The sequence below is a fragment of the Shewanella sp. SP2S2-4 genome (genome assembly GCF_031932025.1).
Taxonomy (GTDB): Bacteria; Pseudomonadota; Gammaproteobacteria; order Enterobacterales; family Shewanellaceae; genus Shewanella; species Shewanella baltica.
On sequence record NZ_JAUOER010000005.1, the window covers coordinates 90789 to 103631 of the forward strand.

At 45.1% G+C, this 12843-nt stretch carries 13 protein-coding genes; 6 read left to right on the plus strand and 7 right to left on the minus strand.

Annotation, left to right across the window (positions count from 1 at the left end):
• Window positions 1–15 precede the first annotated feature (15 nt).
• The gene (locus Q4Q54_RS06090; RefSeq protein ID WP_311987970.1) at window positions 16–1134 is read right to left on the minus strand and encodes a general secretion pathway protein GspB; all 1119 of its coding nucleotides are present in this window, start codon (window positions 1132–1134) and stop codon (window positions 16–18) included.
• Window positions 1134–2807, minus strand: coding sequence for an ExeA family protein (locus tag Q4Q54_RS06095; protein ID WP_011846145.1), 1674 nt, complete (start codon window positions 2805–2807; stop codon window positions 1134–1136). The genes Q4Q54_RS06090 and Q4Q54_RS06095 overlap by 1 nt, the downstream gene beginning before the upstream one ends.
• A gap of 178 nt (window positions 2808–2985) precedes the next feature.
• Here Q4Q54_RS06095 and Q4Q54_RS06100 point away from each other — a divergent pair, with 178 nt between their 5' ends.
• On the plus strand, window positions 2986–4236 hold the full coding sequence (locus tag Q4Q54_RS06100; RefSeq protein WP_311987971.1) for a multifunctional CCA addition/repair protein: 1251 nt from the start codon (window positions 2986–2988) through the stop codon (window positions 4234–4236).
• 233 nt (window positions 4237–4469) lie between these two features.
• Complete coding sequence (locus Q4Q54_RS06105) at window positions 4470–4736, plus strand: Lpp/OprI family alanine-zipper lipoprotein (RefSeq protein WP_006080732.1); 267 nt, start codon at window positions 4470–4472, stop codon at window positions 4734–4736.
• Between the two features lie 619 nt (window positions 4737–5355).
• Here Q4Q54_RS06105 and Q4Q54_RS06110 read toward each other — a convergent pair.
• The 4 genes from Q4Q54_RS06110 to folB form a co-directional block, all read right to left on the minus strand.
• Complete coding sequence (locus tag Q4Q54_RS06110; protein ID WP_311987972.1) at window positions 5356–6198, minus strand: putative RNA methyltransferase; 843 nt, start codon at window positions 6196–6198, stop codon at window positions 5356–5358.
• 117 nt (window positions 6199–6315) lie between these two features.
• Window positions 6316–7116, minus strand: a complete 801-nt coding sequence (locus tag Q4Q54_RS06115) for an undecaprenyl-diphosphate phosphatase (RefSeq protein ID WP_006080730.1) — start codon at window positions 7114–7116, stop codon at window positions 6316–6318.
• A gap of 18 nt (window positions 7117–7134) precedes the next feature.
• Complete coding sequence (gene folK / locus Q4Q54_RS06120; protein ID WP_006080729.1) at window positions 7135–7638, minus strand: 2-amino-4-hydroxy-6-hydroxymethyldihydropteridine diphosphokinase; 504 nt, start codon at window positions 7636–7638, stop codon at window positions 7135–7137.
• Window positions 7639–7707: 69 nt separating this feature from the next.
• A complete protein-coding gene (folB, locus tag Q4Q54_RS06125; RefSeq protein WP_006080728.1) occupies window positions 7708–8058 on the minus strand; it encodes a dihydroneopterin aldolase in 351 nt (116 codons plus the stop codon).
• A gap of 268 nt (window positions 8059–8326) precedes the next feature.
• Between folB and plsY the strand changes: the two genes are divergently transcribed.
• Window positions 8327–8938 (plus strand): glycerol-3-phosphate 1-O-acyltransferase PlsY, encoded by a 612-nt coding sequence (plsY, locus tag Q4Q54_RS06130; RefSeq protein WP_106649814.1) that lies wholly within the window; start codon window positions 8327–8329, stop codon window positions 8936–8938.
• Between the two features lie 95 nt (window positions 8939–9033).
• On the opposite strand, the gene tsaD is transcribed toward plsY, so the two are convergent.
• Window positions 9034–10050 (minus strand): tRNA (adenosine(37)-N6)-threonylcarbamoyltransferase complex transferase subunit TsaD, encoded by a 1017-nt coding sequence (gene tsaD / locus Q4Q54_RS06135; RefSeq protein ID WP_311987973.1) that lies wholly within the window; start codon window positions 10048–10050, stop codon window positions 9034–9036.
• A gap of 216 nt (window positions 10051–10266) precedes the next feature.
• Between tsaD and rpsU the strand changes: the two genes are divergently transcribed.
• From rpsU to dnaG, 3 genes are all read left to right on the plus strand, one after another.
• Window positions 10267–10482 carry a 30S ribosomal protein S21 gene (gene rpsU, locus Q4Q54_RS06140; protein WP_006080725.1) on the plus strand — a complete coding sequence of 72 codons (216 nt, stop codon included), beginning with the start codon at window positions 10267–10269 and terminating at the stop codon, window positions 10480–10482.
• 6 nt (window positions 10483–10488) lie between these two features.
• The gene (locus tag Q4Q54_RS06145; RefSeq protein ID WP_006080724.1) at window positions 10489–10932 is read left to right on the plus strand and encodes a GatB/YqeY domain-containing protein; all 444 of its coding nucleotides are present in this window, start codon (window positions 10489–10491) and stop codon (window positions 10930–10932) included.
• A gap of 83 nt (window positions 10933–11015) precedes the next feature.
• The gene (dnaG, locus tag Q4Q54_RS06150; protein ID WP_311987974.1) at window positions 11016–12740 is read left to right on the plus strand and encodes a DNA primase; all 1725 of its coding nucleotides are present in this window, start codon (window positions 11016–11018) and stop codon (window positions 12738–12740) included.
• Window positions 12741–12843 lie beyond the last annotated feature (103 nt).

Here is a 12843-nt window from a genome sequence, read left to right on the forward strand (position 1 = left end):
TTTCGTATAACCTGGTTAGATTGCAGGTACTTTAAACTGAGTACCTTGAATATCTAACACTATGTCACGTGGACGAATGGAGATAATCTTCAGCTTACCCGCAATCATATCCCCTTCCTGTAACTCTGCACCGTCCACATTCAGCCACCTTTGGGTCGGATCGCTGGAATAAACATGGGCGACAATATTAAATTCTGGCACTTGTAATTGCAGCCCGGCAGGTAGTTGACCGTATTTCGGGATATCATCTGCAGCCGTTTTAGGAATAGGATCTAATTTTGCTTCAGTGACATTCGTCTCCGCCGCATTGGTGTATTCCACATCCTTTAACGCACTTTGAAAGGAAGCCACTAACTTATCTTCATCGCGACTTTTGTTGGTTTCTAAACCGACATCTTCCGCCGCAGCACTCACTTGCTGACGCAGCGCCTCAAGACTCGCAAGACCCGACTCATTGGCATTAGCGCCCAACATCATAGGTTGCTGTGTTTGCGTGTCTGTAGACATAGACGCAACTTCGCGACTTGCTGCGTCCACTTGGGCTGACGTCGACATATAGTCTCCGTAGCTGGAATCACTATTACTCGGATCGCTGTTGTTAGGAACACTATTTTTAGGAACATTGTAACTGTGAGCAGCATTGCTGTTCATATTCGCGCTAGAAGCCTGAGGCGAGTTTGCTACAGCCCCGCCCTGATATTGCGATGATGCAGTCAACTCGGGCAAAGTCTGTGCCCGAGGCAGCGCCACTTTTCCTGCGAGCCGAACACCTGTATTAGCACTGCCCTCAGATTGCAACTGAGCAACCGATTCTGTCGAGGCAGTCTGAAGCTCAATTTTAGCCACTATCGAAGCTGGTAATGAAGATGCAGTTGGTGGCAATACCTTTGCCACTGCCATATTGTTAGTTGAAGCATGTTCGGTTGAAATGTGTCGAGTTTGATCCCAAACACTTAATCCCCAAGCGACGCCAATTCCGGCGGCGACTGCGACGACAAGTAAAGACAGTTTACCTATCGGCACGCCTGATTTACGTGGCTGCGGGTAATTAGCCCTTGGCGTCATCACCGCATCGGGTAAAGGCGATTGTTGCTGTTGTTTATTACGGGTCACGGCATCGAGTAAAATGGACATCAGCTGCGCGCCCCATTATCGGTTAAACGTGGACCTTGCTGACTTAAATACAAATTTAATCTCACTAATGTCTGATTTCCGGCAATACCATCGGCTTTTAAGCCATGCTGACTTTGGAAGCTTTTAAGATCATTTTCCAGTTGCACATCGAATTGATTGACCCTGCGAGTATTGCGATTATTCACATGGGCTAAGGCATTCTCTAACCATTGCAGTTGACCTGGACTCGATTTTTGACTGATATCCATCATAGGTAAATTAGGTGCTTGCCATAGGATTTCGAAGGTGCCACTGAAATGTTGATTGAACCAAGCTCTATCAACCCAAAGTTGTTGTTCACCTAACTGCATCAGCAACTGCTCGCCATCTACCGCAATCACAGCGCCATAAAAATCCTGTTGGTTATCATCAACCAAATACACCACGGCTGGATAATTAAGCCGAGTCAGTGACATCCAGTTACCCTGCTGCTGATAACAAGACAATCCTTGCTCAACCGCAGATTGGCAGGCGGTTAAACCTTTATACGGTACTTTGCCCCACACGCTAAACAAACCCGCAAAGGCGGTATCGATATCGCGACTCTGATTAATCGCATCATTAAGTAAGCGCTGATTGGGATCTGGAATAGACACCTGACTGCTTTGCTGATCTACGGGTTGTACTAACTTGCTGATCCCTTCGGTCGCACTCAAAGCTTGAATGTTTGATGCAGCAACATTTGCTGACGTTGACTCAAGGGCCATACTAGACGCTGACGCGGCATTGACAGGCTTATCGGTAAATAGCCAATAAGAAACACCAAAAGCGACAAATAACGCCGCTGCGGTCGCTGTCGGCCAAAGATATCGATTCTGAGTCGGCTCCTCTTCACCTAATACTTCAGCCGCAGCTTGTCTCACCATATGATGATCTATGGGCACCCGCGATTGCGCATAGCCCGCCATCAGCGAGCGTTCACATAAGAGGTTAATTAATCGAGGGATGCCGCCACTGTACTTCTGCAACACCTTAACAGCCTTGCGGGTAAACAAAGGTTCAAATCGTCCCGCGACTTGCAAGCGATGCAACACATAAAGCGCGATTTCATCTTCATTTAGCGGTAATAAATGGTAGCGAGCGGTGATCCGCTGGGCTAACTGACGCAGCTCTTGGCGCTTCAATAACAGCTGTAATTCTGGCTGACCGATTAAAATGACCTGCAATAACTTCTTAGTGTCCGTCTCAAGATTAGTCAGAAGGCGCAGTTGCTCCAGCACTTCAGGGCGTAAATGCTGCGCTTCATCGATGATGAGCACGGTATTACGACCTTTGCTGTGATTGTCCAATAAAAAACGACTCAAGTGGTCTGTCAACTGCTTGAGTGTGGGATTGTCCCCGTAGGAAATCTTAAGTTCATCGCAAAGCGTGGCGAGTAACTCGAGCTCTGTTAGCGACGGATTAAGGATAAATGCGGTGTCGGTATTATCGGGCAATTGCCCAAGTAAACAGCGAGATACCGTCGTTTTACCCGTGCCAACTTCCCCTGTTAACAACACAAAGCCGCCCGTTTCCCCTAACCCGTAGGTTAAATGGGCCAACGCCTCTCTGTGCCTATCACTCAAAAACAAATAATGGGGATTGGGTGCAATCGAAAAAGGGTTATCGCTGAGTCCGTAAAAGGCCTTGTACATACCACCAATCATCCTAATTTAAAAATAACGCCCCACGTTAAAGCGTCCCAATGTTATTGTCAAAATATCCGCAACATCAATGTGACACATAAGTGAGCAAATATCTCGCGACGACTTTATCTATCACCTTAATGGGCATGATAAGCTATGTTTATGACACATTAGCCGAATCTTGCCTGTGAAAATATATCTCGTCGGCGGAGCTGTGCGTGACAGCCTGCTCAATCTCCCTATCAAGGACAAAGATTACCTCGTCGTTGGTGCGACTCCAGAACAAATGTTGCAACTGGGATACCGTCAAGTCGGTAAAGATTTCCCAGTATTTCTGCATCCTAAAAACCAACAAGAATATGCGTTAGCCCGAACAGAACGAAAAATTGGACTAGGTTATGGTGGTTTTAGCTGCCATGCCAGTCCCGATGTGACTCTAGAACAAGACTTGTTACGCCGAGATCTGACCATCAATGCTATCGCCCAAGATGAAAAGGGCAACTTATACGATCCTTTTAATGGCATTGAGGATATTAACGCGCGCCTATTGCGCCATGTATCGGATGCTTTCGTTGAAGATCCACTTCGTGTATTGCGTGTCGCCCGTTTTGCCGCAAGGTTTCATGCCTTAGGATTTCACATTGCCGCAGAAACTCTGGCACTAATGCGCCAAATTAGCGCAAGCGATGAACTTAACGCGTTAACAGCAGAGCGAGTCTGGCAAGAAGTCGATAAAAGTTTAGGCGGACCTCATCCAGAGATCTTTTTTGAGGTCCTGCACCAATGTGGCGCCCTTGAAGTGCTCTTTCCCGAGATATTTGCCTTATTTGGCGTCCCTCAACCTGAGAAATGGCATCCTGAAATAGATACAGGCGTGCATACATTAATGGTCCTCGCCCAAGCTGCGCTTCTGACAGAGGACAAAAGCGTTCGGTTTGCCGCTCTCGTACATGATTTAGGAAAAGCCCTCAGCCCAAAAGAGCATTTACCTAAACATCACGGTCACGGCCAAAAGGGCTTGCCACTGATAAAAGCACTCTGTGCACGTTTACGAGTGCCGAACGAAACGCGCGATCTGGCGTTACTGGTCAGTGACCAACATCAGAGCGTCCATCAGGCCTTCGAGCTTAGAGCCGAAACTATCGTAAAAATATTCGATAAAGCTGACTTTTGGCGTAAGCCAGAGGGCTTAACACAACTTATATTAACTTGCACCGCAGATATGCGCGGCCGCACAGGATTTGAAAACACTACTTATCCTCAAGGCGAGTATTTATCTCAATGCTTCCTTGCCGCCAATAATGTCGATATCGCCGCTATCATTGCCGCAGGTTTTCAAGGCGCAGAGATAAAGCAGGCATTAAATTTACGGCGAATTGAAGCCGTCAGTCAGTTTAAGCTAAAAGTGCAAACTACATTGGGGAAGGATGGACGATAATTTGTAAAGACTTTGTAAGTGCCGCATCACTTTATAGTGAAAAATAGCCTTCTTTACGATTAGAAATGGCGATATAACATATAAAAAAAGCTTTTAAAAAAAATTTATATGCCTATAGTGGTTAAACACATTAATATTCGTAGCAAATTAAAATAGCTATGTCATAATTAGGCAGTTTCGCTTACAAAGTAACGAAACATTCAAATCCAACCTATTTTAAGGGATTTTTTACAATGAACAAAAAAGTACTGATGATTGCTGGTTTAGCAATGACTGCCCTACTAGGTGGTTGCGCGAACACTACTGCTCTGGAAGAAAGCGTTGCAACTCTGGGCAACAAAGTTGATCAATTGTCAGCTGATGTTGGTTCTCTGAAATCAGAGCAAAGCAAACTGTCTGCAGACGTTAAAGATGCAAAAGCAGCATCTATGGACGCACAAGCAGAAGCTAAACGCGCAAACGACCGTTTAGACAACGTTGCTTCTCGTTACAAGAAGTAATGAAAGGTAATTTAGCTTACTGTTTAGTAAGTTAAGACAAAAGGCTTAAGAAAGATGAAAGCGTTAAGCACATCAATCTAAGCCTTTTTTTATGCCTGTTATTCAAGGTATTGATACTCAAGATTACCAATCTACTAATACCCAAATACTAAATTGACTTTAAATCTCCAAACGCATCTTTAAAGATCCCCCCCAATCTCCTTAAAAAGTTAACTTTTGTATGCGCCTGTATAAACGGATCCCATTCGTCTTTTAATTAAAACCTTCGTTATTAATCTAAGCTTCTCATTTAAACTTTTAAGTATTCTTAAAAGTCAGTCTCGTTTATCTTAAAAATGGTTTTTTATAAAATAATAATATTTCTCTTTTAAAGAAAAGCTATTGACAAAAACCGAGGCTACATGGGAAACAAAGGCAATAAGAAGGTTGTATTTGTCACAGAACAAATAGGCCTAAAGTTAAAAATAATAACAGCTTCGGCCCATACAACATAAAAACAACATAAAAACGTCAAACAGAATCATAGACTTGAGTAATATAGCCTTTTAAAGCATCTAAAACCATCGAACTAAGCCTATGAATTGGCTTAAAATTAACCGCATCAACTGCAGATTTTAACCTATACCGATTCAACCACGCGTTTATGTGCTAAGACTAATACATAGTCAATTTCTAGCAACTCAAAATGATTAGCTTGAATATCGTGCTTCATCTTGTCAGTTGCACGCCACGCATAAGGCGCCATATCCAATAGCGTTAATGCTTGCTCACCGGTAACAGATAAAGTGAAGCTCAATGCCTGAGTGTCTTTTACCGATAATGCAGAGGGCAAATTCACTTTGAAAGGTTTTTCAGCCAAGTCAGGATAAATATATTCCCTGAGTTGCCATAGGTGTCGTGGCCCAGGCATAACCAGTAACATGGTCCCATCATCTTTCAATATCCTAACAGACTCTTTTCCCTTTAACGGCCGATCAATAACAGTAATAAAATCCACACAATTATCGATAAAGGGTAATTTCTTAGAAGAGCTTAAACACAAGATCCCAGGAGTCTGCGCCTTCGCTGCAGCAAAAATAGCATTTTCTGCGTCCGCTACGCCCACATACTGGACGTTTAGCGGATTTTCGACCTCAGCCAGCTTGGAAGCTAAAGCACGCAAGAAGAAGCCCTCAGCGCATTCATAATCCAATAAACAAGCATCAGGCTTGATAGATCCAGTGATTATCTCAGCCAGTTTATCGATCAAAGGCGAAAAGATGCCTGATTCGAGCAGAAAACGCTTAGCTCTAACTTGCTCGCGCGAATCACCAGTCGGCTTTTGGCGTTGTGGTTTAGTAAAAACCCAATAGCCTTGCTCATTCCGATCGAAGTGATGCTTATTGACACAATAAAAACCTTGGGAGGCTTTGTGTTGTTTTAACGCAAGTCCGCAGGTTGGACACTGATATTCGAGACCCATATAAAGCTCCAAAAATAAGTTAAGCTTCAGAAAATGAGGAAGCTCCAAAAACAAAAATCGGGTACATGACCCGATTCTATTATTTATTATCTCACTATGATGACTAAACTCGCGTGGCTAGAAGAAGATAAATCCACACAAGACTGCACCGAGTGCTAAACGATAGATCACAAACGGGGTCATTCCCATGCGGCTGATGATTTTTAAGAAGTAATGAATACAGGCATAAGCGGCAACAAACGAAATCAGAGTTCCTAGGATTAACGCTTGATAATCAATCGGAAGCTCACTTTTCGCCAGATCTTTACCCACTAAAATCGCCGCACCTAAACTCACAGGAACTGACATTAAGAATGAAAAGCGGGCCGCTGCATCACGACTTAAGCCTAACATTAGCGCCGCTGTCATAGTGGCACCAGAGCGCGAAGTCCCTGGGATCAAGGCCAATGCCTGCGCGAAACCAATTAACAAGGCTTTACGCCAGCCCGTCTGATAAACCGTTAAATCGCGGCGCGACATCTTATCGGCCCACCACAACAATAAACCAAATACGACGGTAGTGACCGCGATGACCTCAGCATTACGTAGGTGAGTCGCGATAAAATCCTTTGCCAGAAAACCAAAAAACACCGCTGGCAAGGTCGCCAGAATAATCCACCACGCCAGCTTGCTGTCTTCGGATTGTTGACCTCTGAAAATGCTCGCAATCCAAGCATTAAACATAGTCCATAACTCGTGTCTGAAATAAATTACCACAGCAAATAACGAACCTGTATTCACCGCCACATCGAAGGATAAACCTTGATCTTCCCAACCTAAAAGCTGTGCGGGTAAAATTAAGTGGGCAGAACTAGAAATAGGTAAAAACTCGGTTAGCCCTTGAATAAGCGCTAAAATAATGACCTGAAACGTATCCATGACAATCCTATCAATAAATTAAAACGTCAGCCCTGGGGGCCATTCAAACGTCACAGGCCAAAGTCGCTGTGAATCTTTGTCATACTCTTGCCACAAACTTGCATAGCTTTTATCTACCACGGGATGAATCAATTCCGGCGCTAACTCGGCTAATGGCCATAACACAAAGGCATTATTGACTATCTCAGCACGGGGCAGCACAACAGGCGTTTGGCATACCACATGGTCATAAAGCAGCAGATCCAAATCTAAGGTTCTTGGGCTAAATTTCTTTGCCCCGGCAAGCCGGCCGTGATTCTGCTCGATTTGCTTAAACTGTGCAACTACCGCCGCTATATTAAGATCCGTTTCAGCGCTAGCAACCATATTCAAAAAATTAGTGCCACTAAAACCTACCGCTTCACTTTCATACATAGAAGAGAGGCGCAGCGGCCCGAAACACGCTCGCAGCGATGTTAATCCTGCTTGCAGATGCTGTTCAGGCTCGATATTGCTACCCAGACTGATATAAATACGTGCCATGCTAATGTCCGATTTATCTGAAGATAAACACTATTTCTCAATCAACAGCGCAGTTGATCAAGTACTAATCTAACGTGAACGTTCAATCTCGACGCCAACCGAAGCTGCAGTTGCTACCGCGCCTGGCTTCATCACGACAACTTTCACCCAAGTCACGTTAAATTCTTGAAGTAGGCAATCGGCCACTCGCTCGGCAACCGTTTCGATTAACTCGATTGGATGCTCAGTAACAAGTTGGGTTAATCGATTGGAAACTGTCTCATAGCACAGCGCATATTGATAATCATCCGTCGCTGCGGCAGGTTTATTATCCCACGCCATGTCTAAGTCTAATAACAGGCTCTGATGGATTTTCTTTTCCCACTCATAGACACCAATCACAGTATCAATGCGCAATTGCCGTATAAGTACCTTATCCATGCTTTCTCCAACTAACTGACTACTATGAGGTCTGATAAGCTAAAAGCGATCCTAGCTGTATAATCCGCAATCTTCTGACAGATAACTAATTTACTTTCTACTCGAGCCAATCCACAGTAGGATAACTCCCTAAAAGGATTTGCTCATTCAGAAAATATCTCAGCCCCAACTAGGCGAGTTATCGCACAAACCTATAGCGGGATTGACAACTGAGTCAGCTTTTTAAATTGTTGCGCGATAATACCTTAAGACGCGTAAGGAAACCAATGTGAGTCCATTAACACAGACACTTTTGATGATTTTGGCCGCCTACTTGGCGGGTTCAATCTCAAGTGCCGTGCTGGTTTGTAGGATGAGAGGTCTACCCGATCCAAGATTGCAAGGTTCAGGTAATCCAGGCGCCACCAATGTACTAAGAATTGGCGGCGCGAGTTCGGCTGCCATGGTGCTGTTTTTCGACATGCTCAAAGGTGCCGTGCCTTCTTATTTAGCTTATCTCATGGGCATAGATGCAGTGTCACTCGGGCTTATCGCCATCGCCGCATGCCTTGGACATATTTATCCGGTATTTTTTGGCTTTAAAGGCGGTAAAGGTGTCGCAACCGCCTTTGGCGCTATGGCTCCCATCGGCGATGATTTAGCGATTTGCTTAATGGCATCTTGGGTTATCTTGCTGTTAATTAGCCGCTACTCGTCCCTTGCCGCGATTCTTACCGCTTTACTGGCGCCCCTTTATACTTGGTGGCTAGATGACAGATTTACTATTCCCGTTGCCATGTTGTCGACACTTATCATCATTCGCCATAAAGACAATATTCAGCGCTTACTCAAGGGTGAAGAATCTAAAGTGTCACGCAAGAAGCGCCCTAAAAAATCCTAAGATGACATTACGCCCAATAAAATTACCCCAATAAAAAACTGCGCTATAAGCGCAGCTTTTTTGTTTCAACATAACCTATCAACATCAAAGGCGTTTTATGCCACAGGCGGCAAGGTATCTAACGGCCATCTTGGCTGACCTTTTACCGCCAAATCTTCGTGCTGTCCCGCCTTTAAACGCTGCAATCCTGCAAAGGCAATCATGGCGCCGTTATCGGTACAAAACTCACCACGGGGATAAAACACTTGTCCACCAAGCGAGCTCATCATTTCAGCCAAGGTTTCTCTTAAGCGCGTATTCGCACTGACGCCACCGGCAATCACTAAGCGGTTATAGCCTGTTTGCTTCAGTGCACGGCGGCATTTAATCGCTAGCGTATCAACCACAGCTTCTTCAAAAGCACGAGCAATATTGGCTCGAGTCTGTTCATCGTCAGGTTCGGCAGCAATGGTATTAGCGGTAAAAGTTTTTAGACCCGAAAAGCTAAAATCGAGTCCAGGTCTATCGGTCATAGGCCGCGGAAACTTATACCCTGCAGGTAAACCTTTAGCAGCAAGCTTTGCTAAACGCGGACCGCCGGGATAATCCAGCCCCATTAGCTTAGCTGTTTTATCAAACGCTTCACCCGCAGCATCATCAACAGACTCGCCTAATACTTCATAGCGGCCAATTCCATCGACTTTAACCAACATAGAATGGCCACCAGAGACCAATAAGGCCACAAAGGGGAACTCGGGTGCGTCATCTTCAAGCATAGGCGCCAGTAGATGTCCTTCCATATGGTGAACACCGATTGCAGGCTTGCCCCAAGCAAACGCCAGTGACCGCCCCACACAGGCGCCGACAAGTAAAGCACCAATTAAACCTGGGCCCTTGGTGTAGGCAATCCCATCGAGATCAGCCATTTCAGTATTCGCATCTTTCAGCGCTTGACGAATAAGCGGCACAATTTTGCGCACATGGTCACGTGATGCCAGTTCAGGCACCACACCACCATAGTCAGCATGCAGCTTAACCTGACTGTATAAAGTGTGCGATAATAAGCCCAGTTCATCGTCATAGACGGCGATACCTGTCTCGTCACAAGATGTTTCAATACCTAGAACCCGCATGGTGTCTCATCAATTGCTAACTAAAAGGGCGCTAATTCTACCTGCAAGTGCTCGATTACTCCAGCCGCACAAGCCATATTGAGTACACTATAGGACTGAGCTCAGTTTTAGGGCTTTACAAGCCTAGGTGTCTCGGTATAAAATTCCGCACCATTTTAAATAGACTTGGTTCGAGCAATTGAACCAGAACAACCTACACCTAAGGGGTGATGGCGTATGCCAATTATTAAAGTACGTGAAAACGAACCATTCGACGTAGCTCTGCGTCGTTTCAAGCGCTCTTGTGAAAAAGCTGGTATTTTAGCCGACGTGCGTGCTCGTGAATTCTACGAGAAGCCAACTACTGCACGTAAGCGCGCAAAAGCAGCTGCAGTTAAACGTTTAGCTAAGAAGCTTTCTCGCGAAAACGCACGTCGCGTACGTTTATATTAATCTCATATGAGCCTAATTGATCAGCTAAAAGACCACATGAAGCAGGCCATGATCGCCAAAGAGAAGGCGCGCTTGAGCACTATTCGTATGGCATTAGCCGCCATCAAACAGATTGAAGTGGATACCCGCGAATCTCTGACTGATGAACAGGTTATAGCGGTCTTAACCAAAATGGTGAAACAACGTCGTGACTCGATTGCTCAGTTTGAAGCAGCGGGTCGTAACGAGTTGGCCGACGTGGAAGCAGCAGAGATTCAAGTTATTGAAGCTTTCCTGCCTACCCCTCTTACAGAGGCGGAAGTCGCGGCGCTCATCGATGCAACTATTGTAGAAGTAGGTGCATCCGCCATGGCGGATATGGGCAAAGTAATGGGAGCATTGAAATCTAAAGTGCAAGGACGTGCAGACATGGGCGCTATCGGCGCTATGATCCGTGCAAAATTGCAATAATTAGCGTTTCACTGTATGAACAAGCCGTGCCTATGCGCGGCTTGTTTGTTTAAATTCGCGCAAGGCGGGATTTTAAGCACTCAATGGCAATACCTCGTGATTTTATCAATGAGCTAATCGCTCGCACTGACATAGTCGAACTTATCGATCGTAAGGTGCCCTTGAAAAAGGCGGGTAAGAACTACTCGGCCTGTTGTCCTTTTCATAGCGAAAAATCACCTTCGTTTACCGTCAGCCGTGATAAACAGTTCTATCATTGCTTTGGCTGCGGTGCTCACGGCAACGCCATCGATTTTGTGATGGAGTATGACCGACTCGATTTTATTGATGCCATTGAAGATTTGGCGGGCCAGCTTGGATTAGAGGTTCCCAGAGAACAAGGCACAGGCAAGCGACATGATGACGGTTTAAGTCGTGACTTATACCAACTCATGGAAGAAGCGAGCCTTTACTTTCAAAACCAACTTAGACAACACCAAGATAAACAAAAAGTTATCGATTATCTTGCCTATCGCGGTTTATCCGATGATGTAGTGGAACATTTTGGTATTGGCTTTGCGCCAGACGGTTGGGACGGCTTATTGGGCCGCTATCGTCAGAATCAGGATGCGCAGGATAAATTACTCACTGCGGGTATGTTAATTAGTAACGACAGTGGTAAACGTTACGACAGATTTCGTGACCGCCTGATGTTTCCTATCCGCGAAAGGCGCGGACGAGTCATTGGTTTTGGCGGCAGAGTTTTAGGTGATGGCACACCCAAATACTTGAATTCTCCAGAAACGCCCATATTTCATAAGGGCAATGAGCTTTATGGTCTTTATGAACTAAAACAACGCCATCGCGATCCAGACAAAGTACTGATCGTTGAAGGCTATATGGATGTGGTGGCATTGGCGCAATTTGGTGTCGATTATGCCGTCGCGTCATTAGGCACTTCGACTACAGCGGAGCAATTTCAGCTTTTGCTGCGCAGCGCTAAAGAAGTGGTTTGCTGTTACGACGGTGACAGAGCGGGTACTGAAGCGGCTTGGCGCGCACTAGAAACGGCATTGCCATTATTAAAGCCAGGCGATCAAGTGCGATTTATGTTCCTGCCTCAGGCCGAAGATCCTGATTCTATGGTACGTAAAATTGGTAAAGATGCATTTGAAACCTTAATGGATTCAGCCATAGCACTACCTGAGTTTCTGTTTGATACATTAGCGACAAAATACGGTACAGATAAAGGCAACTTAGCGAAACAAGCTTTTATCTTAATTGAAAAAATTCAAGACACTGTGCTGCAAAACTTACTGCTTGAGAACTTAGCTCACAAGTTAGGAATGAACAGCTCAGAAGATATGAAAAAGAAGCTAGGCTTTAGCGTGAAACAAGCTAAACCAATGGCAAATAATGGATTAAAAGGACGCGGTACACCCTTGCGACTCGCCATCGCATTGCTAGTACAACATCCTAAACTGGGTATGGGTTTACCCCCACAACCCGCACTCGCCCACTTACAGATGCCAGGCATAGAATTGCTGCCACTGTTATTGGAGATGACTCGAGAGCAAACGTTAAACAGCGCACAACTACTTGAACAATTCAGAGAGCACCCTTATAGCGGCACTCTGCATAAATTGGCCCAATGGGACCATCAAGTGGCGGATGAAAACTTGCTCGAAAAGTTTAAACAAACCCTGGTTTGGTTGAACAATCAATATATTGAACAACGATATCAGGAATTGAGTCTAAAACAGACTCATACTAAAGAAGAGAAGATGCAGCTCTCGAAGCTGATCTCAGTCATGAAAGGGTTGAACTGAGGCAAAAATGTCCTCATTCACTGTCCCAGTGACTAGCACAGACATGTGCACACGGCTATAATTGACGATTTGCGCGGCACTTAGCTTATGCTAAGTGTCCGTC